Origin of the sequence: Marinobacterium litorale DSM 23545 (genome assembly GCF_000428985.1) — a bacterium.
In the GTDB taxonomy this organism is placed as follows: Bacteria; Pseudomonadota; Gammaproteobacteria; order Pseudomonadales; family Balneatricaceae; genus Marinobacterium_D; species Marinobacterium_D litorale.
The window spans coordinates 1-26,598 of sequence record NZ_AUAZ01000014.1; the positions used below are offsets into that span (position 1 = coordinate 1).

Genomic DNA, 26,598 nt, shown 5'->3' on the forward strand with positions numbered 1-26,598 from the left:
GGTAGTTCAGTTGGTTAGAATACCTGCCTGTCACGCAGGGGGTCGCGGGTTCGAGTCCCGTCCGTTCCGCCACTTATTCGCACCTTTTCGGTGCTCCCTTCCCGGATGTAATCTTGTCGTCTTTCCGGCGGTCCAAGGAAAATGATCTCTGTCACAAAGCTTAACTCCCGGTTCCTGCTAGAGCGGGAAGTTCAGATGGGAATGCTCAGGCTCGATAAGCTTCACCCCCATATCAGTGGTAACAAGTGGTTCAAACTTCATCGGTTGATTCAGCGGCTGGAAAAAGGGGAGCGTCCCAATCTGATCAGCTTCGGTGGAGCCTGGTCCAATCATCTGCATGCACTGGCGTATGTGGGCCACTGCTTTGGTGTTAAAACGCTGGGTTTTGTGCGCGGGCATCCCGAGAGCCCTCCTACGGCCATGTTGGACGATGTGCGTGGCTGGGGGATGGAGATCCGGTTTCTTGGTCGCGAGGCGTATCGCCAGAAAGATAAGCCGGCATTCCTTGCGGAGCTAACCGCCGAGTATCCTGGTTGGGTTGTTATTCCCGAAGGGGGGAGCGGTGCAGACGCCGTACATGGGTGCCGACAGATCTGGGCCGATATGGAGGTGGGCGAGTGGTCGGAGCCCGATATACTGGCTTGTGCCGTGGGTACGGGTGGAACCTTGGCGGGACTGGTGGCGGGTAAGCCCCCAAGTACAGAGGTTATTGGTGTTCCCGTTCTTAACCTCGGGGAAAACGCCGTGGCCATGGTGCGCGGTCTCCTTGAGCAGGCGGGCTACGTCGATCCGGGTGGTTGGCACATCGACAGTCAGGGAGTGTTTGGTGGATATGCGCGGTTACCGGGGCAGTTGGCGCTGTTGGATCAGTTATTCTCGGCTAGGCACCACTTTGATCTCGACCCGGTGTACACATTGAAGTTGGTGATGTCGATTCATCGTGGAATCTTGAGGGGCTCGATTCCTGCGGGAAGTCGTGTCTTGCTGGTACACTCTGGAGGCTTGCAGGGGCGTCGAGGTTTCCAGGATAGAATCCAGAGGGCTGTTTCTGACTTTTATGGGCCGCTACCCCTATAATAGCGAGCGTTTACGCCTCTGTAAGGGAGGGTCGGGCTAAGCTAAGGGCATATTCATGGAAAATTTTCGCAATATCGGGTTGATTGGTCGCCTGGGTAGTAAAAAGGTGATCGATACGCTCAAAGCGCTGATCCGTTTTCTGGATGAGCAAGGCCTGAATGTCATTCTCGATCAGAAGATCGCCGAAGTGATGCCCGGGCACGGGCGTCAAGTCGCCAAGCAGTCACGAATGGGCGATAGCTGTGACCTGGTTATCGTGGTGGGGGGAGATGGAAGTCTGCTGGGGGCTGCCCGTTCGCTGGCCCAAAGTCATGTGCCGGTATTGGGCGTGAATCGCGGTAATCTGGGCTTTCTTACCGATATAGCACCGGCTGAGATCGAGGAGAAGGTTGCCGAAGTGCTGGCCGGGCGTTATGCCGTGGATACGCGCTTTCTGCTCGACGTGACAGTGAAGCGTGAAGGGGAGCCGATCGCTGAATCGACAGCGCTTAATGACTGCGTGCTCCACCCGGGCAAGGCAACCCGGATGATTGAATTCGAACTCTACATAGAGGGGCAGTTCGTTTATACCCAGCGTTCCGATGGTTTGATTGTTTCGACGCCAACAGGCTCGACCGCCTATGCGCTATCCGGTGGTGGCCCGATTATGCACCCTAAGCTGGATGCTCTGGTTCTGGTACCCATGTTCCCCCACACGCTTTCCAGTCGTCCTATCGTCGTTGACGGGAACAGCGAGTTGAAACTTGTGATCACAGATCGCAATGAAACCTACCCCTCTATCTCCTGCGACGGTCAAATGAATATCGCACTGGCGCCGGGTGATACCGTGACAATTCACAAAAAACCGCACAAGCTAAAGCTACTACACCCTTTAAATTACGACTTTTACCGGACATGTCGGGAGAAGTTGGGGTGGGGCACGAAGCTGGGTGAATAGGTGTGCTGGTGACTGAAGAACGACGCGGGGTAGACCTGATCGGTGATGTGCACGGTTGTGCTATCAGTCTGTGTCTGTTGCTGGACAGAATGGGCTACCGGCGCATAAACGGTGTTTACCGACACCCCCATCGACGGGTCGTTTTTATTGGCGATATTGTTGATCGTGGTCCCCATATACGCGAGGCGCTGCATATCGTCCGCGCCATGGTCGATGCCGGCGAGGCTGACATCATCATGGGTAACCATGAGTACAACCTGCTGTGCTATCTCACGCCCAAAGCGGATGGTGAAGGCTATCTGCGCGCGCATACGGCACGCCACCAGCGCATTTTGCAGCAGACGCTGGATCAGTTTCATGGACATGAGTATGAGCTGCAGGAGTATATGGAGTGGTTTCTGCAGCTACCCTTATTTATCGAGACCGACCGGTTCCGTGCTGTCCATGCCTGCTGGCACCAGACGTTGATCGATCAGTTTGTTGAGCAGAGGGGCGGCAACCGTATTGATAAGGCGTTTTTACTGCGCTCCGCCGAAGAGGGTAGTTTTGAGTGGGAGGTGATGGATCGCCTGCTGCGTGGCACTCACCTGCGTTTGCCCAACGACGAGGTTATTGTCAGTAAGGATGGGTTTAAACGCCACTTTTTCCGAACCAAGTTCTGGTCCGACAACCCTCAGCGCATGGGCGATGTCGTTTTCCAGCCCGATCCACTGCCTGAGCACATAGCGCGCCGCGAACTGACCGATTCTCAGCGTGCAGACCTGCTGCATTATGGCCCGGATGAAAAGCTGCTTTTTATGGGACATTACTGGTGCGAAGGAACGCCGGCACCGATTCGCGATAACATCGCGTGCCTGGATTTCAGTGCCGTTAAGTACGGCAAGCTGGTCGCCTACCGGCTCGATGATGAAACGGCGCTCCGGGCCGATAAGTTCGTCTGGGTTGATGTGGCACGAGAAGTCGGGCGCATGGATGTGGAGATGGGGGGGTGATTCCGGTCATTGAGGTTTCATTGGCCGAAGACCTGGCACCCTTCACGACCGTTCTGTGGGAGTACGAAGTGCCCCACCGGGTTGTGGAAGAAGCCGATCGCCAGATCTTACTGGTTTCTCGAAGCGTCGACCCGGGCCAGGTTCGCGCCCTGTATGACTATTGGAAGCAGGGGGGCGATCTGGGGCGAATCGAGTTACGACCGGTTAAGCGGAGACGGTTGAGTGCTCCACGGGTAAGCCCGGGCCGTATAAAAGCAACCCTGTCCCTGATTGCGCTGAGCGTTCTGGCGACCCTGTTGATCGGCTTTGGCGCCAACGATCAATGGATGGCGCGACTGACATTTGTCGACTTTACGTTGACCGGTGATGGCCGGCTTTATTTCGATAGCCTGCTCAGCATGCTGGAATCCGGGCAATGGTGGCGCTTGGTGACACCGGTTTTTCTCCATTTCAGTCTGCTTCATATTCTGTTCAACCTGCTTTGGGTGTGGGTTGTCGGACAGAGGGTGGAGGTGTTGCAAGGGCCCTGGGCGCTGATCGGGTTGGCTGCATTCACGGGTGTGGCTTCCAATGTGGCGCAGTTCTGGGTTTCCGGGCCGATGTTTGGCGGTATGTCTGGTGTGGTGTTCGGACTGCTCAGCTATACCTGGCTCTGGGATCGTCTGGAGCCCCACCGCCGCTTTGGTTTACCTCCGGCGTTAATGGGGTTAATGGTGCTCTGGCTGGCATTGGGTTTTACTGGCGTTTTAGAGGGGTTTGGACTGGGGGCTATTGCCAATACGGCACACCTGGTGGGGATGCTTGCAGGTTTGGCGTTCTGGCCGATTGGGCGCTTGTTTAAACCGCGGTAGAGCTGCACTGGCGTTAAATTCCTTTACCGCTGTAAGATGATCGGTTCTTGCAGTGCTCGCAGGAGAGAGACAATGAACTTTGAAAAAATGATCGAGGCGATGACGCCGGAGGTCTACGAGTCCTTAAAGCGTTCGGTTGAGCTGGGCAAATGGCCCAACGGCGAGCGCTTGAGCCAGGAACAGCGAGAAACCAGTTTGCGTGCAGTCATTGCTTATGAACATGCGCGCGATATGCCGCAGGATAAGCGCGTTGGCTTTATTGATCGAACCAAAGCGGATGGCAGTCAACATGGTAGCGATCCCCTGGCCGCTGAAACATTGAAGATATTGAATGAGCATTGATCTATCGGAGCCGCTGCATACCCAGGGCGCGCTGCGAAAAATGCAGGTGGTGCTCTCAACGCCGGTGGAGTATCGACTGGCGTTTAACGATGGGCAGACCGTTAAACTCAATGATCTGCTGGGGCAGCCCATCGAGTTGCAGTATGAGGGAGAGATCCACTGCCTTCACTGTGGTCGTAAAACCAGCAAAAGTTTTAATCAGGGATATTGCTACCCCTGTTTCAAGCGCCTGCCCCAGTGTGATTCCTGCATTGTGAAACCCGAACTCTGCCATTTTCATGAGGGTACCTGCCGGGATCCCGCCTGGGGCGAGCAGAACTGTTTTGCTCCCCATGTGGTGTACCTGGCGAATTCGTCCGGGCTCAAGGTAGGAATTACCCGGGCGCAGCAGATACCGACCCGGTGGATTGATCAGGGAGCCGTGTCTGCGCTCCCTATCCTCGAAGTTGATAACCGCCTTCATTCCGGTCTAGTCGAACGGATATTTGCCGAGCATGTCAGCGATAAGACCAACTGGCGTACGATGCTTAAAGGGGATCAGTCAGAGATTGATCTCACTGAGGAGAGAGCGCGGCTGTTGGCGCTGTGTGCCGATTCACTGGCCTCGCTTCGTGCTACGTATGGGGAGGCGTCGATCAGGGAACTCGATCGAGAACCGGTGCGGATCGAATATCCGGTGCTTGAGTATCCGGCCAAGGTCAGCAGCTTCAATTTCGACAAGCAACCCCGTGTCACAGGCACTTTGCTGGGAATCAAAGGTCAGTACCTGTTACTGGATACCGGTGTAATCAATATCCGTAAGTTTGGTGCCTATCAGGTCAGTATTCGCGCGTAAATCAGGAGTGATGATGTCGCAACAACAGCCACAAACCATCTATCTGAAAGACTATCAGGTTCCGTCCCATCTGATCGCAAAAACCGAGTTGCGCTTCGAGCTGGCTGAGGAAGAAACGCTGGTTCGGGCGACCCTGCATGTACGGCGCAATCCCGAGGGGGCTCAAGCCCGGCCGGCACTGGTCCTGAATGGGCATCCCTCTTTGGAGTTATGCCGTCTTTCTATCGATGGTCAGGTGCTTTCGGAGCGGGATTTTCAACGTACGGATGAGACGTTGACCATCACCCAGGTGCCGGAAGAGTTCACTCTGGAGTGTCTGACCCGTATTCATCCCGAGACCAATACTGCGCTTGAGGGGCTCTACAAGTCCGATGGTATGTTTTGCACCCAGTGTGAAGCGGAAGGTTTTCGCCGGATCACCTTTTACCCGGATCGTCCCGATGTGATGTCGGTGTTCAGTACGACGGTCGTTGCCGATAAAACGCGTTATCCGATACTGCTTTCCAATGGCAATCCGGTGGAAACCGGGGAGGAAGATGACGGCCGTCATTTTGTCACCTGGGACGATCCTTTCCCCAAGCCCGCCTACCTGTTTGCGCTGGTCGCCGGCGACCTCGCGGTGCTAGAGGATAGCTATACCACGAGCTCTGGTCGCAAGGTCAGCCTGAAGATTTATGCGGAGCGCAAGGACCTGGATAAGCTCGATCACGCCATGGCGTCGCTCAAAAAAGCGATGCACTGGGATGAGCAGGTATACGGCCGTGAGTACGATCTCGATATTTATATGATTGTCGCGGTGGATTTCTTCAACATGGGGGCGATGGAAAACAAGGGCCTGAATATCTTCAATACCAGCTGTGTGCTGGCGAGCCCGAAAACCACCACAGATGCCGCTTTTCAGCGGGTCGAAAGCGTCGTTGCCCACGAGTATTTTCATAACTGGTCGGGTAACCGGGTTACCTGCCGGGATTGGTTCCAGCTCAGCCTGAAAGAGGGCTTCACCGTCTTTCGTGATGCGGAGTTTTCGGCCGATGTGAACTCGCGCACCGTCAAACGGGTTGAGGACGTGACGCTGCTGCGAACGGCCCAGTTTGCCGAAGACGGTGGGCCCATGGCGCATCCGGTTCGTCCGGATTCCTACATGGAAATCTCTAATTTCTACACGCTGACGGTCTACGAGAAAGGTGCGGAAGTCGTTCGGATGATTCACAGCCTGCTCGGGCCTGAGCAGTTCAGAGCCGGGGCGGATCTCTATTTCCAGCGTCACGACGGTCAGGCCGTGACCACCGACGATTTCGTTAAGGCGATGGAAGATGCCTCGGGGCGTGATCTGACCCAGTTCCGCCGCTGGTACAGCCAGGCGGGTACGCCAAACGTGGAGGCCTCAGGTTCCTGGGATGCAGAACAGGGCCGTTACCGCCTTACGCTGCGACAGAGTACGCCGGCCACGCCGGGACAGGATGAAAAACTGCCACTCCATATGCCCATCGCCTACGGGTTGCTGGATCAACAGGGTCGTGAACTCAGCGCTGGTGTCCTTGAGTTGACCGAGTCTGAGCAGACATTTGTTTTTGATAACCTTCCTGGTCACCCGGTACCTTCCCTGCTGCGGGGCTTTTCTGCGCCGGTGAAGCTCAGTTTTGATTACAGCGACGAGGAGCTGATGCTTTTGCTGAAGTCCGATACGGATGGCTTCAATCGCTGGGATGCCGGTCAGCGTATGGCGGTACGCCTGATGCTGGGAATGATCGATGACTACCGGGCGGGCCGCTCGATCCAGGTACCATCACTCCTGGTGGAGAGTTGGGCCAGTGTGCTGCGTGATCGCTCGCTGGATCCGGCCATGGTGGCGCACTTGCTCAGACTGCCGGGCGAAGCCTATCTGGCGGAACAGTGTCAGACGGTGGATGTGGAAGCGATCCATGAGGTGCGCCAGGCGTTGCGAGAGCAGTTGGCGAATGCGTTAAAGGACGACTGGCTGCAGGCCTACAAGCGCAGCTGCCAGGACGGCGCCTATACCCCGGATGCGGAATCGATCGCACGGCGCAGCTTGAAAAACCTCTGTCTGGGGTATCTGCTGGCAACGGGTGAAGATGCGTGGCTGGCATTGGCCGAGGAACAGTTCAGCCGTGCCGACAATATGACGGATCAGCACGCGGCGCTATCGCTGGTGGTGCACTCATCTTTCCGGGAAGCTGGCGAGCGTATGCTGGATGCGTTCCATAACCAGTGGCAGCATGAGGCGCTGGTCATGAATCAGTGGTTTGCTGTACAGGCCAGTGATCCCTGGCCCGGTGCACTGGAACGGGTACAGAGGCTGGCCGAGCATCCGCTGTTCGATGAGCGCAATCCGAACAAACTGAGAGCGCTGATAGCCGCCTTTTGCGCCCAGAATCCGGTCCGTTTTCATGCCGAAGATGGCAGCGGTTACCGCTTCCTGGCGGATTGGATTATCAAGCTTAATACTTCGAATCCACAGGTTGCATCCCGGTTGCTGACCCCGTTAACCCGGTGGAAGCGCTACCCGGACGCCGCACAGGCTAAAATGAAGTCTGAACTGGAGCGGATTCTGGCTGTGGATAAGTTGTCGCCGGATGTCTATGAGGTAGTCAGCAAAAGCTTGGCTTGAACAAAGGTCTACACCGGGAACGGTTGACGTGTGGGTGTCGGATGCCGTTGAATTTGTCAGATAATAAAACTGCCAGGATGAGATAAAGGATGGAAAAATATTTAAGTGCTTCCGATAAGTTCGATCTGCAACAGAACTATCGCAGGTTTCTGAAATATCAGGAGCAGTTCAGCTTTGCCAATGAATCGCTAAAAGAAGCGCGGGCGAGCCGGGTGTGGGTGGTTGGTCTGATTACGCTGCTGTTTGCGCTGGCTTCCGATTTTTTCCTGGGGGCTGCTGCGGCGCTGTTTGGTCTTTATTTTTACCGCATAGTGCTCGCCTGGTATCAGAGCTCTCAGGCGGAAGAGGGGCGCGAGCAGATGGAGCGCTGGTTTGCCGGTAAGGGATTGAAGTTCCAGGGGCGGGTTCTCTATCACCGTAACGACGAACTGCTTGAAAGCCCGATCGACCCGTTTGACGACGCACTTTACCGCTAATTGACGGAGGCCGGGCGTGAAACGTGAGTATCGCCGCCTGAGCCGACGTACTCAATCCCTTCTGGCTGCGCCGGAAGGGATTAATGTGGACTTTAAACGCGAGGTGCAGGCGGTGCGCAGTGCCGATCTGGTTGCCTTCGCGAACTCACCGCTTGGCGGTACCCTTCTGATCGGCATCGATGAATATACCAGTCCCGATGGCGTGCAGCGTGGCCGGGTAGTCGGCTGTGATGTGGATGACCGGGCGCGCCTGTTGCTTGTCAACAAAGCCACGGAGTGTATTCCCAATATCGAGCTTCAGATCGTCACCGAAAACCTCTCTCAGTCCCGGCCGGTTTTGCGGGTCGAAATCCCTTCAGGGCGGATAAAACCTTACTGTACCCATGGCGGCGAGTATCGGATTCGAACGGATGGCCGAAACCGCGCGCTGCTCCCCGAGGAACTGCTGGCGATCTATATGGATCGGGAGGGGGAGCAGTTTATATCCCGCTTTCGTTACGCGGTGAGTCAACTTGAACACCAGGTTGAGGGCGTTAATCGCTCGTTGAGCCAGGGGATGTTGACGGTCAGCCAGCACCTGGAGGACCTGGACGACCAGTTGCGGCATACGCTTCACCGAATTGAGCAGCTGACTGACAGCAATAAGAAGCGTTCCCGAAACCTGCTGCAGGCCTTGAGAGAGAGCCAGCGCAGCATTACCCAGCTCGAACAGGTCGTCACACCGAAAATGGATGCGATGGGAGGCACCCTGTTACAGGATATCGAGCACAAACTGGGGATGCTGCTGGATTTGATCGACAATGACGTGGAGCTGGATGAGTCTCCTCCGGATGAGATGGATTGATGAAACTGACGCTGCGCAAATACTGGATTTTCGATCTGGATGGGACTTTGACGCGCCCGGTACATGACTTCGAGCACATTCGTGGCGAGTTGGGTCTTCATCCCGATGCCGATATTCTGGGGACGCTTGCGGACCTGCCGGAGCCGCAGCGCAGTGCGCAGTTTGCACGACTGGATGAACTGGAGCTGTATTACGCGTCCAAAGCTGAGGCAGCGATCAGTGTAAACGAAGTCCTGCAGGCGCTGGCGGAGCGTGAGTGCCGGATGGGTATACTGACTCGAAACAATCAGCCGGTTGCTCTACGCTCACTGGAGGCGATAGGTGCGGCGCATTACTTTTCCCCGGATGATGTGCTTGGTCGCGACGAAGCGCGGCCAAAGCCTGACCCGCATGGCATTGAGCAGTTGCTGACGCGCTGGCATGCCGATCCCGGGCAGGCTGTGATGGTCGGTGACTTTCGATATGACCTGGAAGCGGGTCGCGCCTGTGGCGTCGCGACGGTCTTTGTTGATCATGGAGTCCATCCGGGCTGGCCGGAGCTGACCGATGTGCGTGTGACCTGCATGTCCCAACTGCTGCAGTTGATTTGATCCCGGTCAGATGAGCGTGTGACTCTGGTCGGTCGGGGATCGATTTTTTGGCGGCGGTGCCAGAGATTTAGCTATAGTGATAGAGAAACCGGAAGAGCCAACCGGTTAGGCGTTAAGATTTTTATCAGCCATGTGGAGGGTTCGAATATGGCGATCATGACTGAGTTACATCAGGAGCATGTGAATCTGAAACGGCTTCTCGATATGCTCGATCGCAAGGTAGAGAAATTTCGCAACGGTACCCACCCCAACTTCCAGCTGATGTCGGATGTGGTCAGCTATGTGGGAGGCTACGCCGATACTCATCACCATCCCCGTGAAGACCGGATGTTCCATTATTTCGCCGGGCGTGATGCGGAAGTTGACAAGCTCACCGCCGAATGTGAACGGGATCACGAAGCGCTTAAGCACCTATCATCACAGCTGAAGGACTCCATCGAAGGTGTTCTCCATGATGCAGCCGTTGTGGAGCTGGATAAACTGGTGGATCACCTTGCACGCTTTGTACAACGTGAGAATGAACATCTGAACTTTGAAGAAGAGAAGGTGTTCCCGGCGTTGGATGCGGTGGCTACTCAGGCTGACTGGCAGGCGCTGGATGCCGAAATTCCCTCGCCAAGCGATCCGCTGTTTGGTCTGAAGCAGTCCGAAGAGTATCGAGACCTGTATCAGGCGCTGGCCGAAGATGACAGAGACGAGGGCTAAAACCTCGTCTTTACCGCGTATTCAGTGATTCCGAGCTGGCCTGTCGGTAAGGCTTAACCGGTAACAGCCGCTGACCTGTCACTCAAATAGCGTTCCACCGTATCTACAATCGCCTGGGTTTGCGGGTCGATCTCCAGGTTGACCCTGGCCCCGGGTTGTAAAACTCCAAAGGTGGTCAGACGCAATGTCTCCGGGATTAGATAGACCGAAAAACGGGCGGCTTCCACAGCAGCCAGAGTCAGGCTGCAGCCGTTCAAGCCCACAAAGCCTTTATTAAGCAGGTAGCGCGCCAGATCAGCGGGGCGTTCAAACCAGAGTATGCAGTTGTTCTCGCTGCGCTCGATCGACAGTAAGTTCAGTGTGCGATAAATATGCCCCGACATCGTGTGGCCGCCAATCTCATCACCGACACGGGCAGCCCGCTCAAAATTGACCCGATCACCCACACTGAGGTCACCCAGGTTGGTGGTGTTTAGTGTCGCTGCAATCAGGTCGAAACTGACGGCGCTGCCATCGAACTCTGCCACAGTAAGACAGGTGCCGTTGAGTGCAATGCTGGCACCGAGCTGCAAGTCCAGAGCGGATTCCTCCGGCAGTCTGACAGTCATACGCATAAAGTCGTCGCGGCGCGCCAACGTTTCAATGCACGCGGTCCCCTGCACGATGCCGGTAAACATCCTGTGCTAACCTCCAAGTATACGGATGATCGGATGGGTTAAACCGTAAGCCCATCCATGACGTATTACTGAATATACTGCATTCGCGACAGGGAGACGAACCATGAGAGTGTTGATCACTGGCGGTACCGGCTTTATCGGTCGTCATTTGATACCACGGCTGTTGACGCGAGGCGATCAGGTGATGGTGCTCAGCCGTCGGCCTCATGCAGCAAAGCTGGATTCGCGGGTTGCGGTGTATTCTGAACTCGCGCAGGTCGAGACACCGGTGGATGCCGTCATCAATCTGGCGGGGGCACCCATTGCGGACAAGCGTTGGAGTGACTCGCGTAAGGCGCTTTTGCGTGAAAGCCGTATTGAGCTGACCCGTGAACTGGTGCAGTGGATGGGGAGTTTGAGCGTTACTCCCAAGGTGCTGATTAGCGGTTCGGCGATTGGATACTACGGCAGTCAGGGCGATAAACCTCTGGGTGAGGATGCAGAGCCGAAACTCGGCTTCACTCACGAGCTGTGTGCTGACTGGGAGCGCGAGGCGCAGGTGGCGGAAAAGCTTGGAGTACGTGTATGTTGTATCCGCACCGGCGTGGTACTCGGCGATGGGGGCGCGTTACAAAAGATGCTGCCACCGTTCAAGTTAGGGCTCGGTGGGCCTATCGCGTCTGGCCGGCAGTGGATGTCCTGGATTCACGTGGAGGATGAAGTGGGCGCCATTCTGCATTTGCTGGATCAGGAGGCATTAAGCGGACCCTTTAACCTGACCGCGCCGAACGCGGTGTCCAACGAAACATTCAGCAAAACGTTAGCGAATGTGCTGGGCAAGCCCGCTTTTTTTCGCGTACCGGCTCCCGTTATGCACTTGATCATGGGGGAGGCTGCCGAACTTGTAGTGAAGGGGCAGCGCGTTATTCCGTCGAAACTAGAGGCGAGTGGTTACCGTTTTCGCTACCCGGAGCTGGAGTCCGCACTTAATCAGGTTCTGAACGCTTAGGTTTTGCGTTGCCGTCGTCGGTACCCTGTCCCGGGGCTCGTTCCAGGGCCTCCAGGGCTTCAAGGCGTTCGAGCGTCGTCACGGCACGCTCCAGCTGGTGTTCGATCCGGTCCAGGCGACTTTCCAGGCGTCCCAGGCGTTGGATGTTCTTATCCTCTTTCTCCACCATCTCCTGCTCGTCCCGTTCTATAAAGAAGACCGAGAAGCTCGCGGTCAGCATGGAGAATAATCCAATCCCGGCCAGGATAAGCAGCATGCCGAACAGGCGTCCTTCAGTGGTCGAGGGTACCAGGTCGCCATAACCGACGGTGGTCATTGTGACCCAGGCCCACCAGATGCCGTCCAATGGATCCTTGAATGCCGGATCAATACCGGATATCAGAAAACCGGAGATAACGAGAAACAGCAGCGCGACGCCCAGCGTTTTGCCCAGTTGGTGGCGCGCCAGAATATTGCGCAGGTCCTGGGACACCTTGAACAGGATGCCGATCATGATCAACAGCCGCAGACTGCGCAGGACCCCGGCGTAGAAGAGCTCGACTCCCCACAGCACCGGGAGGCCGGTCAGGATAATGACAGGGTTTAGCCAGTTCTGCCTGAGGTAGCGTTTGCGATCATCAACCAGGAGCAGCATGACGACGAGCTCAACCGTAAAGCAACACCAGATAAACCAGTCGGTGATTCGCGTCAGGACCGGATCGTCAACGCCTTCGGCCTTGAGGTACCAGTCCAGGAGAATCCAGATCGCCAACAGCAGCATCGGCCACTCAAGTCGCTTGGCCCAAAGTCGTGCACGCTCGTTCTCGCGGGTATCGACACCCCCGAGCCCAATTCGATTCATGAATGCGTTGTGGCGTGGGTAGTGGATGCTCACGGTTGACGGTCCTTGCCGATGGTGTCCATTACGATGCCTGTAGAAGTGTCTCGTCGACGTTACCGGAAGGAGTCGACGCGTTTAGGCGCCGACGGCGAAGGGCGTCGACCGTCTTGTAAAGCAGGTCTCCTTGCCAGAGTTCTGCGTTGTCGTGCAGCTGCTGTTCCAGATCGAGAATCAGGAAGTCCAGCGTCTGGTTGCGTGCGGCGTCACAGACTTCGGTCAAGCTGGAGGGCGCGCGTTCGGGCCAAAAATTCTGAGCCCATTCAATTAAGCGGGCACGGGCCATGGCCGCGTTATTCTGCTGACAGGCGATAGCCAGAGCCTGAAAGGTATTGCGCTCGGCACGTTCATTGGCTTGCAGCAGTTTGCGATGACGTCTGGCCTCGTCCTCGATTTCCTGGGCGCTGTTGGTCACCCGCTGCCGACGTAACGCGGCCCCGGTGTAGAGCCAGCCCAGTGCGCAGGTGATACTGGTCAATGTCAAAAAGAGGTTAGCCCAGGGAAACTCAGCCGAGCGGCCCTCAGCGGCTTCCGGACTTGTCGTTGCGGCGACGGGCGGTTCAGCGTCAATGAACGCAGGCGGTGAAACCTGGAATGAGCGAGGGGGGAGGGCCGCATGGCGTCCCCGGTCCAGTCGTGTATCCCACCAGTGCACATCGATGGGCGCCAACGTGAATTCGCCGGTGGCCAGTGGCTCGATAAACAGCGTTTCTGTGCGTGTGCTGACCAGACCAAACTGTGTTTCAGACTCTGACAGCTCAACGTTACTGCGATCGATGAAAAGGCCGTCCGGCTCTTGAGTCATCAGCTCGGGAAGCTGTTCAGCGGGTAACCCGGTCACCGTCAAACGAATAACACGCTTGATCCTGTCGCCAGGCTGAAGTGTCTCAGGGGTGGACCAGTTGTCTTCCAGAGACAGTCGCTCGGCCGGTAACCACTGGCCTTGTGATGAGCGGAAAGCCGGTGGCAGCACCTCGACTTCCAATGTTTCTCCCAGTAATTCGGTGATGGCGTGATCGCCGCGGTCCGGAAGGTGAAGGCTCGGCCCCTGGATCATAGCCAGCCCCTCCTGGTCGGGAAACAGTGCATACTGCTGTTCGGTGACCAGATAGGGCGTTCCCCTAAACTCCCCTTCGTATTCACGGCGTTCGCCCACCGTGCGTGCGGGAACGCCGTTAAGGGTTGGTGGCTCGATGCGAGCTGAAACGGGAAGAGGTTCCAGGTGATAGACACGTGCGGTGTAAAGCAGCTGCCCGTTCAGGTAGACCTCGCGACTGTCCAGCTGGGTTGAGAAGAAAAGACCGCTGCCTTCCTGGCCATTGAATGAGGGGCTGGCTTCACTGACCTGAACATCCACAGGTTCGGTTTGCTCTCCGGCGATGCTCAGGGGTGGTATGGTCAGGGTGCCGCTGGTTCGAGGCCGTAAAGAGACTTCCCAGCGCGTGCGTACCTCACGGCCAGCGCTGCTGTGGCTGGAGATCAGCGTGCGTTTGCTGCCCAGCAGGCGGAACTGGTCGAAAAGCGGAGAGAAATCGGGTTGCCCGTCCACACGGGCGGTGACTTCAACACTGAGCGTCAGGTTATCGAGCGCCGTGACCCGTGTTCGGTCCAGCGTCGCTGTAGCATCCGCGTTAGCAGTTGATAAATATCCCAGCAGTAACAGCGCAGCTAGAAGAGATCGCATCCAATCATCCGGACAGGTATTCCTGGGTGCCACTCGCAGTGACGTCTCAACCCATTATCAGCTAAGGAAAAATGCATCGCAACTGCACGTGAATCGGGGCCGGGTGGAATGCACTTCTCTTGGTGGTCTCAGCCGTGCTGGTTTGATGAAAGCTGCCATCAATGGAGCAATCCGCGGTATCCTTTACCTCAGAAGTAATAGCCTGTCTAAGATTGCCGATGAATGAATTAATAGTTGATCTGAATATCAGTGCCGACCAGTTCCTGCGGCTTTACAGAGGGGAAGTAGAAGATGTGGTGACCCGTTCCCGTGACGGTCGCCGGGTACGCTTTCCAGCCGGCAACCTGAGGCGTTTTGTGACCCGGGAGGGAATTCGGGGAGCGTTTCGTATTCGCTATGACGCTCAAGGCAAACTGACCGAGATCAGCCGGCTTTAAATCCGGCCGTTCGTGCCCCAGGCATTGGCGTGGGGGGGCGGATGACCGCTATAATAGCCGGCCTTTTTATGCGCTAGGATGAGGACTCATGCTTTACGATCTGGCTCGCACATTGATGTTTAAACTGGACCCGGAGCTGACCCACAACCTGGCCATCGGAGCGCTTTCGTTGGGGGCGGGGCTGGGTCTGGACCGGTTCTGTAACCGGGAGGAGTTTTCCGAACCCGTTGAAATCATGGGGTTGCGGTTTCCCAATCCGGTGGGCTTGGCTGCGGGGCTGGATAAAAACGGCGAGGCGGTTGATGGCCTTGCGGCCCTTGGGTTCGGGTTTATCGAGGTGGGCACCGTGACGCCTCGGCCGCAGTCGGGCAACCCTAAACCGAGACTGTTCAGAATTCCGGAGCATCGAGCGATTATCAACCGGATGGGGTTTAACAATGCCGGTGTCGATCAACTGCTGGTCAATCTTGAGCGAGCGCGCTACAAGGGGATCCTCGGTATCAATATTGGCAAGAACAAGACGACCGCCAATGACCGGGCACACGAGGACTACCTGGTTTGCCTGCGTAAGGTCTATGAGCGCGCCAGTTATATAACGGTCAATATCTCTTCGCCCAACACTCCGGGGCTGCGGACACTGCAGTTTGGTGAGTCGTTAAATACCTTGCTTGACGCACTTAAAACCGAGCAGGCACGGCTGACCCGGGTGCACGGACGCTATGTGCCGATCGCGGTGAAAATCGCGCCCGATATGAGTCGTGAAGAGATCACGCTGGTTGCCGGCTCACTGAAGACCTATGAGATGGATGCGGTGATCGCCACCAATACCACGCTGTCCCGTGAAGGTGTCGAAGACAGTCGCCATGGTGGTGAAGAGGGTGGACTCAGCGGGGAGCCCGTGCGTGGTCCGTCGAATACAACGATTCGCCAGCTGGCTGCCGATCTGGATGGAGCCCTGCCGATCATCGGTGTTGGCGGGATTTGTGAAGGCTTTGATGCTGCCGAGAAGCTGGAAGCGGGGGCTAGTCTGGTGCAGCTCTATTCCGGTCTGATCTACGCCGGGCCGCGGCTGGTACGTGATTCGATTCGGGAGATTGAGCTGCTGCGCAACGCGAAGCGTTGAGCAGCAGCTTGGGCCTGGTGTTTATTCTGAAGGTTGCGGCGGGCAGCAACCCGGCCCGGGTGAAGAGTAGAAATCCCTAAAAATCAATGTAGCGATGGATTAGCTTGAATTGCAGAAACGCCGGACATTCCGCTCCAGTGTGCCTCTCGTCCTTCACGCCAACCGCTCATCCAGTGGCTTCTCAGCTCCGTTGCCTGTACCGGGCATTCGCTCTGCGATTTGCCGCTCAGGCCGGCCTGGAAACCGCGGTTGAACAGAGTAGAGGTACGATCTCGTTTCTGTTTTTTCATAGTGCGCCTCACATTGTTCTATTCTTCGAAATAACGCCGGAGATGTTGCCGGCGCCTGACGCCTTGAAGGGACTTTACTTCCTGCCCTTCAGTTTCCATTCATATCGAATTTTGTTTTCGAGTGTAATTTAAAAATCCTATTCAAATGCAAGAGCTTATAGTGAGAGTTACGACGCATCTGCAAAAAAGTGTTTGTTTTCAGTAGATTGTCATTAACCTGAAACCTCAGTATGTATCGTGAAAAATTTTCACTTCGGTCAGCGAATCTGGCCAGCTTGAAGGAGACCGGTCACGCTAATGGAACTCTTTATTACCTGCCCCAAGGGGATTGAACAGCTGCTTGAACAGGAGCTGAGCACCCTGGGTGCGGAGTCCACCACTCAAACGGTAGCGGGTGTGAAAGCGCAGGGAGATCTGGCCTTTGCGTATCGCATCTGTTTGTGGTCCCGTCTGGCCAATCGTGTGCTCCTCCCTCTGGTTGAAGGAGAAGTGAGCGATGCGGATGCGCTTTATCAGCTGGTTCAACAGGTGGACTGGCTGGAGCACTTACGGCCAACCGGCACTTTGACCGTGGACTTCAATGGTCGCAGTGCCACCATACTGAATACGCATTTCGGAGCCTTGAAGGTCAAGGATGCCATCGTTGATCAGATTCGAACGGCCACCGGGCAGCGCCCAACCGTTGAGCGCAGTCGGCCGGATCTGAGAGTCAATGTTCACCTGGCCAAGGGGCGGGCAACGGTGGCGGTGGATCTCTCGGGTGAAAGCCTGCATCGACGGGGATACCGGCAGGAAGCCGGAGCTGCGCCATTGAAAGAGAATCTTGCCGCAGCGGTATTGATGCGTGCAGGATGGCAGGATAGTGCCTACCCCGCGTTGTTGGATCCGATGTGCGGCTCCGGGACACTGCTGATCGAGGCGGCTCTTATGCGCGCTGATGTGGCGCCCGGGTTGTTGCGAGAGCACTTTGGATTCCAGTTCTGGCTGGGGCACCGTGCCGAGGTTTGGAACAGCCTGCTGGATGAGGCCCGCCAACGCCGCGCGGCGGGTGCGAACGTCCCGGTACCGGATTATATCGGCTATGATGCCGATGACGCTGTGCTCCAGCGGGCACGGCAGAATGCCAGGCGCGCCGGCGTAGACGGCCTGATTAGATTCAAGCAGCAGGAACTGGCCCGGTTGACGGGGTTGGATCGGGTTGAACCCGGTCTGGTGCTGACTAATCCACCCTACGGTGAACGCTTGGGCGAAGAATCGGAGCTGATGTTTCTCTATCAGCTGTTTGGCCAGTTGCTGCATAAGCATTTTGCCGGATGGCGGGTCGGTGTTTTCACCGGTAACCCGGAACTCTGCAAAGTGATGAAGCTGCGTGCGGATAAGCAGTACCGGCTTTTTAACGGCACGATCCCGAGCCAGTTATTGCTGTTTCAAGTACATGATAAACCGGCGCAAGCCAAAGAAGCTCCGGCGCTATCTGAGCATGCGCGGATGTTTGAGAACCGGCTGCGTAAAAATCTCAAGCAGCTAGCGCGCTGGCGCAAACGCGAGGGGATTACCTGCTTCCGGGCTTATGATGCAGATATTCCTGAGTACGCCGTTGCGGTGGACGTGTATGAGCCTCTGGTCATGGTTCAGGAATATGCGCCACCGGCCAAGGTGGATAAGGTCAAGGCATTTGAGCGAATTCAGGAGGTGATGCAGGTTGTCGAGCACGTCTTTGAATTGACGCCCGACCAGGTTGTGCTCAAGCAGCGTAAACGGCAGCAGGGGAGTGCTCAATATACGCGTCAGAACGAGACGCAGCATTTCTATCAGGTGACTGAGCTGGGTTGTCGCCTGCTGGTTAACCTGCATGATTATCTGGATGCGGGTCTTTTTCTCGATCACCGTCCGGTGCGCCAACGTCTGCAAAAGATGGCCGCAGGTAAAGATGTCCTTAATCTGTTCTGCTACACCGGCAGTGCCACTGTGCATATGGTAGCGGGCGGAGCTCTTAGCTCCACCAGTGTGGATATGTCGGCTACCTACCTGGATTGGGCGCGTCGCAATCTGGCGCTCAATACCGATGACCTTTCCCCGCATATGTTTGTACAGTCCGACTGTTTCAAATGGCTGGAAAAGCCACGCAGGGAACGGTTTGATCTGATATTCATGGATCCGCCTACTTTCTCCAATTCCAAGCGAATGCAGGATGTACTGGATGTTCAGCGCGATCATGTCCAGTTGATAAAGGGAGCCATGAGTCTGCTGCGTCCCGGTGGCGTTCTGGTTTTTTCCAATAACTATCGCCGGTTCAAACTCGATTACGATGCATTGGCGGCGTTTGAGGTTGTTGATATTACCGGGCAGACCATCGATCCGGACTTTAAGCGCAACGCTAGAATTCATACGGTGTTCGAAATTCGACACCCCGCCTGATCTCCTCCCTTCCCAGATAGGTGCAGACCACTATGGGTGCACCTGTCTGGATATGATGCACCTATTTGTGGCGCGAATATTGCTTATTTTGGTGCATTCATTCAGCCGTTAGGGTTGATCATGGTGCAATACTCATAGTTATTGGTTGTTTTTTGGCCATTTTGTGCGTGTTTCATCAGGCGATCGCCCGCTATTCCCTGTAATGGTGCATCTGTAGTGATCTACATTTGTGCACCCCGGTTGGTTTGATGCCCCTTATAAGTGCAATAAATATAAGCAGGAGAGACTGTGGATACGATTAACAGTGCTGTAGAGACGCTGATGCAGAGCGCCAATACCCTGTTCATTCTGATGGGTGCGATCATGGTCTTTGCCATGCACGCCGGCTTTGCTTTCCTTGAGGTGGGTACCGTCCGTCACAAAAACCAGGTTAATGCGCTGGTCAAGATCATGACTGATTTCGGCTTTTCTGCGCTGGCTTACTTTTTTGTGGGCTACTGGGTGGCGTATGGCGTCACGTTTTTTGACGATGCTCAGACGCTGGCGCAGAACAGTGGCTATGATCTGGTTAAATTTTTCTTTTTGATGACCTTTGCTGCCGCAATTCCGGCGATTGTGTCCGGCGGTATCGCTGAGCGTGCGCGTTTTTGGCCGCTACTGAGCTGTTCGGCGCTGAGCGTGGCGCTGATCTACCCGTTTTTCGAAGGCGTCATCTGGAACGGCAATTTTGGGTTTCAGGATTGGCTGGAAGGCACTTTCGGTGCACCTTTCCATGATTTTGCAGGATCCGTGGTGGTCCATGGCGTAGGCGGGTGGATCGCTCTGGTGGCGGTGTTAATGCTGGGTATTCGTAATGGACGCTATCGGGGTGGGCGGCTGGTCGCTTTTCCTCCGTCCAATATCCCCTTTCTGGCCCTGGGTGCCTGGATTTTGTGTATCGGTTGGTTTGGGTTCAACGTGATGTCCGCCCAAACATTAGATGGTATTTCCGGGCTGGTTGCCGTTAACAGCCTGATGGCGATGGTCGGTGGTATCGTCGTGGCCACAATCCTGGGTAAGAACGATCCGGGCTTTATCCATAACGGCCCGCTGGCCGGTCTGGTGGCAATTTGTGCGGGCTCCGATTTGGTGCATCCGATAGGTGCTCTGGTTATCGGCGGTGTTGCGGGTGCGCTGTTCGTCTGGATGTTTACCCTGATTCAGAACCGTTGGAAGATCGACGATGTTCTTGGTGTCTGGCCTCTGCACGGGTTGTGTGGCGCCTGGGGTGGTGTAGCTGCCGGCATTTTCGGGGCACAAGGCCTCGGAGGGCTGGGTGGTGTAAGCCTGCTGTCGCAACTTATCGGAACACTGGCCGGTATCGTCGTGGCCGTGGTGGGTGCAGCCGTGGTTTATGGTGGTATTAAGGCAGTGGTTGGCCTGCGTCTGAGTGAAGAGCAGGAGTTTGATGGAGCGGATCTGAGCATCCATCGCATCGAAGCCACTGCGGACGATAAGTAGCAGCGATCAACTCAAATAAAAAAGCCCGCCGGTGGCAAGGCCAGCGGCGGGCTTTTTAGCGTAGATACACGGCTTTAGTGCTCGTGTCCGCCTTCGCCGTGGACATGACCGTGAGACAGCTCTTCTTCAGTCGCTTCACGCACGTTTACGACTTCCACGTCAAAATTCAGTGTCTGGCCGGCGAGCGGGTGGTTTCCATCCAGAGTGACAGTCTCATCCTGAACCTTGACCACGGTTACCGGCTGTTGGCCCCAGGGGGTCTGAGCCATGAACTGCATGCCGGGCTCGATAACATCGATGCCTTCGAAGTTGGAGCGGTCAACGTCCTGAACCAGCTCGTCGCGGACTTCACCATAGCCTTCAGTCGGCTCTACGGTTACGCTGAGCTTGTCGCCTTCGCCTTTACCGACCAGTGCATTTTCCAGGCCCGGAATGATGTTGTTGGCACCATGTAGGTACGCCAGCGGTTCCTGGCCCTGAGAGCTGTCGAGCTGCTCACCGGCACTGTTGGTCAGTGTGTAATGAATGGATACAACGGCGTTCGCTGCGATCTGCATCTGTATTCTCCTGCTGTTTCGGAGGTGCGTGACCTTACAGACAACCTGCTGGAGCTATGCCGCAATACCGGAGCGAACCGGCAAATAGACATTCAAAGCGGGGGATGACTGAGTGGTTGTGCAGTGCTCCCTGACTGGGCTGGTTTGTAAAGGCGCTCATGCTAACCACGCCTTGACGGCTGTGCAACCTTGATTGATCGAAAGCCGGGTATACAGCGTAACTATAGCCAAAGACTGTCGTTCAAGGGTAAGGGGAAGCGCCGAAATGAGCACGAAAGGCTGGTTTGCCGCCTGGGCTTTGAGTTGTCTGGGCGTATCTGCCAATGCTGCCTGCATGGATTGGATGGATCTGGATCTGCGCCGACTGGCTGGAGAGGAACGCGTTAATCTGTGTCAGGCCTACTCGGGCAAGGTGCTGCTGATCGTCAATACGGCCAGTCGTTGTGCGTTTACGGATCAGTATGAGGGGTTGGAAAAGCTCTACGGCCGGTACCGCGATCAGGGGCTGGTCGTGCTGGGATTTCCCTCAAATGATTTTGGCGGTCAGGAGCCGGGCGATGAAACCGGCATTCAAAATTTTTGTCGGACCACTTACGGGGTTCAGTTCCCCATGTTTGCCAAAGCCCATGTGCGCGGCGACGATGCCGACCCGTTGTGGCAACGGTTGATACAGCAAACGGGTGAAGCGCCGCGCTGGAATTTTTACAAATACCTCGTCGGGCGTGACGGGAGTGTCCGCCGTGTATACTCAAGTATGACATCCCCACAAAGCGGGCGCTTGATTGAGGCGGTGGAGGCGGCACTGGCCGAGCCCGAAGAATAAAGGAGCGGAAAAGGACAGGAATGACCATTCGAGAGAGAACAGTAGCAGTTGTAGGATGTGGTCTGGCCGGTATGCGGGCTGCAGAGCGTTTGCAGGCGGCGGGATGGCAGGTCACGCTGTTTGATAAAAGCGCCGGTACGGGAGGTCGAATGGCTTCCAGTCGTATCGGAGAGGCAAGTGCCGATCTGGGCGCGCCCGGAATTCAGACTGAAGAGATGGGGTTCGCACAGTGGCTGGAGGCGCTGGGGGCGGTGTCCTGGTCGCCGGGCCGGGCTAACTTTGCACTGGAATCGCTTAAAGCCGATCCGGTATGGGTCGGCGTGCCGCGGTCCAGCGCCGTCACACGGGCGTTGGTCGGTGGGGCGCAGTTGCGCACTCAAACCCGGGTTGGAGTTGTCTGGCCTGATCGCGAAGGCGTGTTATTGCGTGATGTTGAAGGTGAGGCACTGGGTCATTTTGACGCGGTTGTGATCGCAACTCCGGCGCCTCAGGCGGTACCGCTGCTGGATGCTGTACATCGCTTTCAGCAGCGTGCCGAGAACGTAGAGACCGCGCCGATTTGGTCGGTGCTTCTGGAGTTGCCTGAGCCATTAACGGCGCTGGCTCGTTTCCACTGGCTGGAGGGTGAGCACCCTGTGTTGGCGCGTGCCGTTCGTGACAGCGCCAAACCGGGACGTCAGGATGGAGAGGTCTGGATGTTGCAGGCTTCAGAGGCGTGGAGTGAACTTCATGTGGATGATGATCCGGCCAGCGTAGGCGAAGCGTTGATTGAAGCCTTTGGCAGCGTGCTTGGAGTGGCTGTTCACCCTCGCCACCAGCGGGTCCATCGTTGGCTGTATGGCCGTTCACAGCCGGAGCCCGGCAAACCGGCATCGCTGTGGGACGCAGATAGCGGTATAGGGGTGTGCGGTGATTGGCTTACAGGGGGCGATGCGCAGGGCGCTTGGGAAAGTGCGAACCACCTGGTGGATCGTATGCTGGAGCCGGATATTAAAGTGGCCTGACGCAAAGACTAAGGAGAGGATGTGACCAAAGCCCTGGCAAGTGGCGTGGATGACGCGCTTTCAGCGTTGGAAAAAGTGTTGTTGGGTAAGCGCAGGCAGGTGCGACTGGCACTGACGTGTCTGCTTTCGCAGGGGCATCTGCTGATTGAAGACCTGCCGGGGATGGGGAAAACGACGTTGGCCCATGGCCTGGCGCGGGTGCTCGGGCTCGAGGATCAGCGAGTACAGTTCACGTCCGATATGTTGCCGGCCGACATTATCGGTGTATCGGTCTTTGAGTCGGGTTCCGGCGAATTTCGCTTTCACGCGGGGCCCGTTTTCTGCCAGCTGTTACTGGCAGATGAAATAAACCGGACCACGCCCAAAACCCAAAGTGCTCTGCTGGAGGCAATGGAGGAAGGGCAGGTCACAGCTGATGGTCACAGCTATCGGTTGCCCAAACCGTTTTTTGTGATCGCGACTCAGAATCCGGTGACGCAGTACGGAACCTTTCCGCTACCGGAGTCACAGCTCGATCGCTTCCTGATGCGCATATCGCTGGGCTATCCCGCACCTGAAGTGGAGCGGGAGCTGTTGGCCGGGGGGGATACTCGCGAGCGGCTCGATGGGTTGCCACGATGTCTCAAACCGGATCAATTAATTGAAGTTCAGAGTCAATGCCGTCAGGTGCACGCATCGGCTGGCGTAATCGACTATCTGCAACGTCTGATTCAATACACCCGTGACAGTGATCTGTTCAGCTACGGCGTCTCTCCCCGCGGGGGGCTCGCACTTTTGCGCTGCGCCAGAACCTGGGCGTGGCTGGATGGGCGTAACCATCTTGTGCCCGAAGACATCCAGCAGGTCCTGGAACCGGTGATCGGCCACCGCGTGCGCCCGGCCGACGATATCGGCAGTCATGCCGGAGCCCGCTTGGTCAACGAGCTTTTGGCGCAGGTCGATGTTCTGGGCTGAGCGTCTGGGTTTGGCAGCGATTGCCCGGCGGATGCGCCAGTGGAGTCTGTCCAGGTTCCCACGCAGCCGGTCGGTAACGCTGACCCAGAACCGAATTTACATTTTGCCCACAGGATCGGGTTTCGGCTTTCTGGTTTTGCTGTTGCTTCTGCTGTTGATGGCGATCAACTACGAGAACAACCTGACCTATGCGTTTACCTTCCTGCTGGCCAGTCTGTTTGTCATTTCCATACTGCACACCTACGGTAACCTGGCGGGGTTGAAGCTCAATGTGCAATCGGGACAGAACTGTTTTAAAGGTGAGTATGCGGGCTTCACCCTGCAACTTCATGCGGCGCCGGGGCGGGATCATGAGCAGCTGAGTCTGAAGTGGGAAACAGGGCCGGAGCTGACACTGGATCTAACCGATCAGCGAATGACTCAGGTTGAGCTGTCCTGTCCGGCCCCGGCTCGCGGGTGGCTGGATCCGGGCCCGTTGCGTTTGCAAACGCGGTTTCCGTTAGGGCTTTTTCGTGCCTGGACCTGGATTGATACCGGATTGACGGCGCTGGTCTATCCCTACCCGCAGCCCTGTCGGTTACCCGGCGGTGGTGCCGGTGATAGCGATGATAGAGAGGGACTTACATATATCCAGGGTACTGATGAATATCAGGGTTTGTCTCGTTATCAGCCCGGCGTATCTCCGGGGCAGATCGCCTGGAAAAACTACGCACGGGGCCAGGGGCTTTATGTTAAGGATTATGCCAGCCTGATAAGTAGCGAGCTTTGGCTGGATTGGGAGAACTGGCCGGGTGGTGGCGTGGAGGCCCGCCTGTCCGGGATCTGCTACTGGGTGCTCGAGTTCAGTACGAGGCAGCAACCGTTCGGTTTGCGCTTACCCGGGTTTACGTTGCCCCCCGGGACCGGCGAGACGCATAAGCTCCGTGCCCTGCAAGCGCTTGCGCTGTTTGGCAAGGAGACAGTCTGATGCGTCAGATTAGCCGTGCGGCCGTCCTCTGGCAGTTGATCGCTTTTATTGCTGTGGTACTGCCACATTTCGGTTGGCTTCCATGGTGGCTGATAGGGCTCTGTGTCGGTGCGCCGGCACTGCGTTTAATGATTCATGCCGGACGTTGGCCTTTTCCACACTGGAGCATCAAGCTGGCGCTGGTCGTGGCGGTCAGTGGAGGTTTGCTGCTCACCTTCAATCGGGATACCGGCATGAGTGCGACCGTCGCACTGCTGGTGGCGGGTTTGGCGCTGAAGATGATTGAGATCTACCACCGGCGCGACGCGCTGGTGTTGTTGTATGTGGCGCTGTTCGTGGCAGCGACAACTTTCCTGTTTTATCAGTCTATCGGTGTCGCGCTCTATGTCATGCTGGCGTTGGGTGTGGTAATTACGGCCCTGAACAGCATTTTCCAGAACCCGATGCAGAACGACATGATGCGTCCGCTTCGACGCTCTGGACGGTTACTGCTTTTTTCGTTACCGATGATGTTGGTGTTGTTTCTGCTGTTCCCGCGAATCGGGCCGCTGTGGTCGATTCCATTGGATAGGCAGGCGGCGCGCAGCGGCCTTTCTGACACGATGTCGCCGGGCGAGATCTCCCAGTTGACACGCTCCGACGAGCTGGCGTTTCGGGCCGCGTTTTCCGACGCACCACCGTTACCATCCCAGCGCTATTGGCGCTCTCTGGTATACAGTCATTTCGACGGCCGACGCTGGACCCGGGAGCCCTGGGAGCAGCGTGCGAGGCTGGAGGATGAACGACTGATTGATGAATCCAGCCCCGTCACCTACGAGGTGATATATGAACCTTCCCGGCGCCGTTGGCTGGTGGCGCTCGATCAGCCTGCCGTTGCTCCGCGGGATTACCGACTGGGGTATGCCCGAACCCTGGTGTCGGATCGCCCGGTAGATCGTCGAATCAACTATGAGGTGACCTCCTATCTGCAATACAAGCTGTCGCCGGAGCTACTCAGTGAGCGCAAACGCGCACTGTTTCTGCAACTCCCGGAGGCCGGGAATGAGCGTGCGAGGGCTTTGGCGGACCAGTGGTGGCGGGCGGCGCAGCAGCGCCCAGAGCCGTTTGTTCAGCAGGTACTGAATTATTTTCGTGGGGACTTCAGTTATACGCTGACGCCGCCTGCTCTGCAGGGCGATACCATCGACCAGTTTCTGTTCGAAACCCGGCAGGGGTTCTGTGGCCACTACGCGGGCGCACTCGCTTTTTTGCTGCGCTCTGTCGGCGTTCCGGCGCGGGTTGTAGGGGGCTACCAAGGGGGAGAGTGGAACCCCTACGAGGGATATCTGACGGTGCGTCAATATGATGCCCATGCCTGGGTTGAATATTGGCAGCCCGCCGGGGGATGGGTGCGCGTGGATCCGACTGCGGCTGTCTCTCCCGACCGGGTGGAGGGGAGTGCGGATCAAGTGTTTGCACAGGACCCGGCTTTTCTATCAGAAACGCCGCTGGCGCGTTTGCGTTTGGGTCAGGATGGCTGGTTGGCGGAACTGCGTCGACGTGCCGAGGCGATTAATTTCAACTGGCACCGCTGGGTTCTGAACTATCAGGGCCAGCAAATAGAGCTGTTAAAGGGCCTGCTCGGGCAGTTGAGCATGGTGAAGATGGTGTTGGCCATGATGGGGCCGGTTGCACTGATCCTGGCAGCTGTCGCCTGGTTTCAGCTACGAGATAGGCGGCGCCGACCGTCTGACCCCATCAGTCGCGGCCTGACCACGATATTAAAGCGGCTGGAGCGGCAGGGTTTCCAGCGTCATCCTTCAGAACCGCTGCACAGGTTTCTGCGCCGAGTCGCCGAGGCGGCTCCAGAAGTGGCTGACCCGCTGTTGCGGCTGGCGCAAGCCGATGAGGCGGTTCGTTACGCGGAGGATCCGGGGCAGCGCGATACATTGCTGTCAGCGGTGAAAGCCTGTCAGAATGCGCTGGCAAGAAATACCAGTGTGATTCATAAGCGCATCGAGGATGAGAAAGCGGGTCGGTAA

At 56.6% G+C, this 26,598-nt stretch carries 26 protein-coding genes; 21 read left to right on the forward strand and 5 right to left on the reverse strand.

The annotated features are described in order from the left end of the window. Positions 1–141: 141 nt before the first annotated feature. The 11 genes from G403_RS23030 (at position 142) to G403_RS0111300 (ending at position 10,278) form a co-directional block, all read left to right on the forward strand. Positions 142–1,077, forward strand: coding sequence for a 1-aminocyclopropane-1-carboxylate deaminase/D-cysteine desulfhydrase (locus G403_RS23030; RefSeq protein ID WP_051298892.1), 936 nt, complete (start codon positions 142–144; stop codon positions 1,075–1,077). Between the two features lie 55 nt (positions 1,078–1,132). Further along, positions 1,133–2,014: an NAD(+) kinase gene (locus tag G403_RS0111255; protein WP_027854089.1), complete on the forward strand. Its 882-nt coding sequence runs from the start codon at positions 1,133–1,135 to the stop codon at positions 2,012–2,014. Positions 2,015–2,022: 8 nt separating this feature from the next. Then, entirely contained in the window at positions 2,023–3,006 is a 984-nt protein-coding gene (locus tag G403_RS23035; protein WP_036233592.1) for a metallophosphoesterase, read from the forward strand. Further along, positions 3,003–3,857 carry a rhomboid family intramembrane serine protease gene (locus tag G403_RS0111265; RefSeq protein WP_027854090.1) on the forward strand — a complete coding sequence of 285 codons (855 nt, stop codon included), beginning with the start codon at positions 3,003–3,005 and terminating at the stop codon, positions 3,855–3,857. Before G403_RS23035 ends, G403_RS0111265 begins: the two co-directional genes overlap by 4 nt. Positions 3,858–3,929: 72 nt before the next feature. Continuing rightward, positions 3,930–4,199, forward strand: coding sequence for a YeaC family protein (locus G403_RS0111270; protein ID WP_027854091.1), 270 nt, complete (start codon positions 3,930–3,932; stop codon positions 4,197–4,199). Beyond that, on the forward strand, positions 4,189–5,034 hold the full coding sequence (locus G403_RS0111275) for a DUF2797 domain-containing protein (RefSeq protein ID WP_036233545.1): 846 nt from the start codon (positions 4,189–4,191) through the stop codon (positions 5,032–5,034). Before G403_RS0111270 ends, G403_RS0111275 begins: the two co-directional genes overlap by 11 nt. Before the next feature lie 13 nt (positions 5,035–5,047). Further along, positions 5,048–7,663 carry an aminopeptidase N gene (pepN, locus tag G403_RS0111280; RefSeq protein ID WP_027854093.1) on the forward strand — a complete coding sequence of 872 codons (2,616 nt, stop codon included), beginning with the start codon at positions 5,048–5,050 and terminating at the stop codon, positions 7,661–7,663. A gap of 89 nt (positions 7,664–7,752) precedes the next feature. Then, positions 7,753–8,139, forward strand: coding sequence for a hypothetical protein (locus G403_RS0111285; protein WP_027854094.1), 387 nt, complete (start codon positions 7,753–7,755; stop codon positions 8,137–8,139). A gap of 16 nt (positions 8,140–8,155) precedes the next feature. Continuing rightward, the gene (locus G403_RS0111290) at positions 8,156–8,983 is read left to right on the forward strand and encodes an AlbA family DNA-binding domain-containing protein (protein WP_027854095.1); all 828 of its coding nucleotides are present in this window, start codon (positions 8,156–8,158) and stop codon (positions 8,981–8,983) included. Continuing rightward, entirely contained in the window at positions 8,983–9,573 is a 591-nt protein-coding gene (locus G403_RS0111295) for an HAD family hydrolase (RefSeq protein WP_027854096.1), read from the forward strand. The genes G403_RS0111290 and G403_RS0111295 overlap by 1 nt, the downstream gene beginning before the upstream one ends. Before the next feature lie 147 nt (positions 9,574–9,720). Beyond that, positions 9,721–10,278, forward strand: coding sequence for a hemerythrin domain-containing protein (locus G403_RS0111300; protein WP_027854097.1), 558 nt, complete (start codon positions 9,721–9,723; stop codon positions 10,276–10,278). A 53-nt stretch (positions 10,279–10,331) separates the two neighbouring features. On the opposite strand, the gene G403_RS0111305 is transcribed toward G403_RS0111300, so the two are convergent. Next, complete coding sequence (locus tag G403_RS0111305) at positions 10,332–10,955, reverse strand: riboflavin synthase (RefSeq protein ID WP_027854098.1); 624 nt, start codon at positions 10,953–10,955, stop codon at positions 10,332–10,334. A gap of 103 nt (positions 10,956–11,058) precedes the next feature. On the opposite strand from G403_RS0111305, the gene G403_RS0111310 reads away from it, so the two are divergent. After that, positions 11,059–11,943, forward strand: a complete 885-nt coding sequence (locus G403_RS0111310; RefSeq protein WP_027854099.1) for a TIGR01777 family oxidoreductase — start codon at positions 11,059–11,061, stop codon at positions 11,941–11,943. On the opposite strand, the gene G403_RS0111315 is transcribed toward G403_RS0111310, so the two are convergent. Together G403_RS0111315 and G403_RS24515 are read right to left on the reverse strand one after the other, a co-directional pair. After that, a complete protein-coding gene (locus G403_RS0111315; RefSeq protein ID WP_245578282.1) occupies positions 11,921–12,817 on the reverse strand; it encodes a potassium channel family protein in 897 nt (298 codons plus the stop codon). The genes G403_RS0111310 and G403_RS0111315 overlap by 23 nt on opposite strands. A 28-nt stretch (positions 12,818–12,845) precedes the next feature. Continuing rightward, the gene (locus tag G403_RS24515) at positions 12,846–14,504 is read right to left on the reverse strand and encodes a BatD family protein (protein WP_051298894.1); all 1,659 of its coding nucleotides are present in this window, start codon (positions 14,502–14,504) and stop codon (positions 12,846–12,848) included. Between the two features lie 218 nt (positions 14,505–14,722). Here G403_RS24515 and G403_RS0111335 point away from each other — a divergent pair, with 218 nt between their 5' ends. Continuing rightward, complete coding sequence (locus tag G403_RS0111335) at positions 14,723–14,941, forward strand: DUF2835 domain-containing protein (RefSeq protein WP_027854103.1); 219 nt, start codon at positions 14,723–14,725, stop codon at positions 14,939–14,941. 88 nt (positions 14,942–15,029) lie between these two features. Continuing rightward, the gene (locus G403_RS0111340) at positions 15,030–16,064 is read left to right on the forward strand and encodes a quinone-dependent dihydroorotate dehydrogenase (RefSeq protein WP_027854104.1); all 1,035 of its coding nucleotides are present in this window, start codon (positions 15,030–15,032) and stop codon (positions 16,062–16,064) included. An 83-nt stretch (positions 16,065–16,147) separates the two neighbouring features. Here the strand turns inward: G403_RS0111340 and rmf are convergent, their stop codons facing one another. Then, the gene (gene rmf, locus G403_RS24960) at positions 16,148–16,354 is read right to left on the reverse strand and encodes a ribosome modulation factor (protein WP_084404015.1); all 207 of its coding nucleotides are present in this window, start codon (positions 16,352–16,354) and stop codon (positions 16,148–16,150) included. A 297-nt stretch (positions 16,355–16,651) separates the two neighbouring features. On the opposite strand from rmf, the gene rlmKL reads away from it, so the two are divergent. Continuing rightward, positions 16,652–18,772 carry a bifunctional 23S rRNA (guanine(2069)-N(7))-methyltransferase RlmK/23S rRNA (guanine(2445)-N(2))-methyltransferase RlmL gene (gene rlmKL / locus G403_RS0111345; RefSeq protein WP_027854105.1) on the forward strand — a complete coding sequence of 707 codons (2,121 nt, stop codon included), beginning with the start codon at positions 16,652–16,654 and terminating at the stop codon, positions 18,770–18,772. 288 nt (positions 18,773–19,060) lie between these two features. Further along, positions 19,061–20,272: an ammonium transporter gene (locus G403_RS0111350; RefSeq protein WP_027854106.1), complete on the forward strand. Its 1,212-nt coding sequence runs from the start codon at positions 19,061–19,063 to the stop codon at positions 20,270–20,272. A gap of 74 nt (positions 20,273–20,346) precedes the next feature. On the opposite strand, the gene G403_RS0111355 is transcribed toward G403_RS0111350, so the two are convergent. Continuing rightward, on the reverse strand, positions 20,347–20,829 hold the full coding sequence (locus G403_RS0111355; protein ID WP_027854107.1) for an FKBP-type peptidyl-prolyl cis-trans isomerase: 483 nt from the start codon (positions 20,827–20,829) through the stop codon (positions 20,347–20,349). 265 nt (positions 20,830–21,094) lie between these two features. On the opposite strand from G403_RS0111355, the gene G403_RS0111360 reads away from it, so the two are divergent. Genes G403_RS0111360 through G403_RS23045 form a run of 5 tightly spaced genes read left to right on the forward strand, consistent with a single transcriptional unit; the run spans position 21,095 to position 26,598 of the window. Continuing rightward, a complete protein-coding gene (locus G403_RS0111360; RefSeq protein WP_027854108.1) occupies positions 21,095–21,652 on the forward strand; it encodes a glutathione peroxidase in 558 nt (185 codons plus the stop codon). Between the two features lie 20 nt (positions 21,653–21,672). Continuing rightward, on the forward strand, positions 21,673–22,656 hold the full coding sequence (locus tag G403_RS23040; RefSeq protein ID WP_084404016.1) for an NAD(P)/FAD-dependent oxidoreductase: 984 nt from the start codon (positions 21,673–21,675) through the stop codon (positions 22,654–22,656). 21 nt (positions 22,657–22,677) lie between these two features. Beyond that, positions 22,678–23,610, forward strand: a complete 933-nt coding sequence (locus G403_RS0111370; protein ID WP_245578286.1) for an AAA family ATPase — start codon at positions 22,678–22,680, stop codon at positions 23,608–23,610. Next, positions 23,597–24,577 carry a DUF58 domain-containing protein gene (locus G403_RS0111375; RefSeq protein ID WP_027854110.1) on the forward strand — a complete coding sequence of 327 codons (981 nt, stop codon included), beginning with the start codon at positions 23,597–23,599 and terminating at the stop codon, positions 24,575–24,577. The genes G403_RS0111370 and G403_RS0111375 overlap by 14 nt, the downstream gene beginning before the upstream one ends. Further along, entirely contained in the window at positions 24,577–26,598 is a 2,022-nt protein-coding gene (locus tag G403_RS23045; RefSeq protein ID WP_051298898.1) for a transglutaminase TgpA family protein, read from the forward strand. The genes G403_RS0111375 and G403_RS23045 overlap by 1 nt, the downstream gene beginning before the upstream one ends.

Bases quoted from the DNA above. Each gene is read 5' to 3' on its own strand.
- G403_RS23030 (WP_051298892.1), top strand. From the start codon at position 142: ATGATCTCTGTCACAAAGCTTAACTCCCGGTTCCTGCTAGAGCGGGAA.
- G403_RS0111255 (WP_027854089.1), top strand. From the start codon at position 1,133: ATGGAAAATTTTCGCAATATCGGGTTGATTGGTCGCCTGGGTAGTAAA.
- G403_RS0111270 (WP_027854091.1), top strand. From the start codon at position 3,930: ATGAACTTTGAAAAAATGATCGAGGCGATGACGCCGGAGGTCTACGAG.
- G403_RS0111275 (WP_036233545.1), top strand. From the start codon at position 4,189: ATGAGCATTGATCTATCGGAGCCGCTGCATACCCAGGGCGCGCTGCGA.
- pepN (WP_027854093.1), top strand. From the start codon at position 5,048: ATGTCGCAACAACAGCCACAAACCATCTATCTGAAAGACTATCAGGTT.
- G403_RS0111285 (WP_027854094.1), top strand. From the start codon at position 7,753: ATGGAAAAATATTTAAGTGCTTCCGATAAGTTCGATCTGCAACAGAAC.
- G403_RS0111295 (WP_027854096.1), top strand. From the start codon at position 8,983: ATGAAACTGACGCTGCGCAAATACTGGATTTTCGATCTGGATGGGACT.
- G403_RS0111300 (WP_027854097.1), top strand. From the start codon at position 9,721: ATGGCGATCATGACTGAGTTACATCAGGAGCATGTGAATCTGAAACGG.
- G403_RS0111305 (WP_027854098.1), bottom strand. From the start codon at position 10,955: ATGTTTACCGGCATCGTGCAGGGGACCGCGTGCATTGAAACGTTGGCG.
- G403_RS0111310 (WP_027854099.1), top strand. From the start codon at position 11,059: ATGAGAGTGTTGATCACTGGCGGTACCGGCTTTATCGGTCGTCATTTG.
- G403_RS24515 (WP_051298894.1), bottom strand. From the start codon at position 14,504: ATGCGATCTCTTCTAGCTGCGCTGTTACTGCTGGGATATTTATCAACT.
- G403_RS0111335 (WP_027854103.1), top strand. From the start codon at position 14,723: ATGAATGAATTAATAGTTGATCTGAATATCAGTGCCGACCAGTTCCTG.
- G403_RS0111340 (WP_027854104.1), top strand. From the start codon at position 15,030: ATGCTTTACGATCTGGCTCGCACATTGATGTTTAAACTGGACCCGGAG.
- rmf (WP_084404015.1), bottom strand. From the start codon at position 16,354: ATGAAAAAACAGAAACGAGATCGTACCTCTACTCTGTTCAACCGCGGT.
- rlmKL (WP_027854105.1), top strand. From the start codon at position 16,652: ATGGAACTCTTTATTACCTGCCCCAAGGGGATTGAACAGCTGCTTGAA.
- G403_RS0111355 (WP_027854107.1), bottom strand. From the start codon at position 20,829: ATGCAGATCGCAGCGAACGCCGTTGTATCCATTCATTACACACTGACC.
- G403_RS0111360 (WP_027854108.1), top strand. From the start codon at position 21,095: ATGAGCACGAAAGGCTGGTTTGCCGCCTGGGCTTTGAGTTGTCTGGGC.
- G403_RS23040 (WP_084404016.1), top strand. From the start codon at position 21,673: ATGACCATTCGAGAGAGAACAGTAGCAGTTGTAGGATGTGGTCTGGCC.
- G403_RS0111375 (WP_027854110.1), top strand. From the start codon at position 23,597: ATGTTCTGGGCTGAGCGTCTGGGTTTGGCAGCGATTGCCCGGCGGATG.
- G403_RS23045 (WP_051298898.1), top strand. From the start codon at position 24,577: ATGCGTCAGATTAGCCGTGCGGCCGTCCTCTGGCAGTTGATCGCTTTT.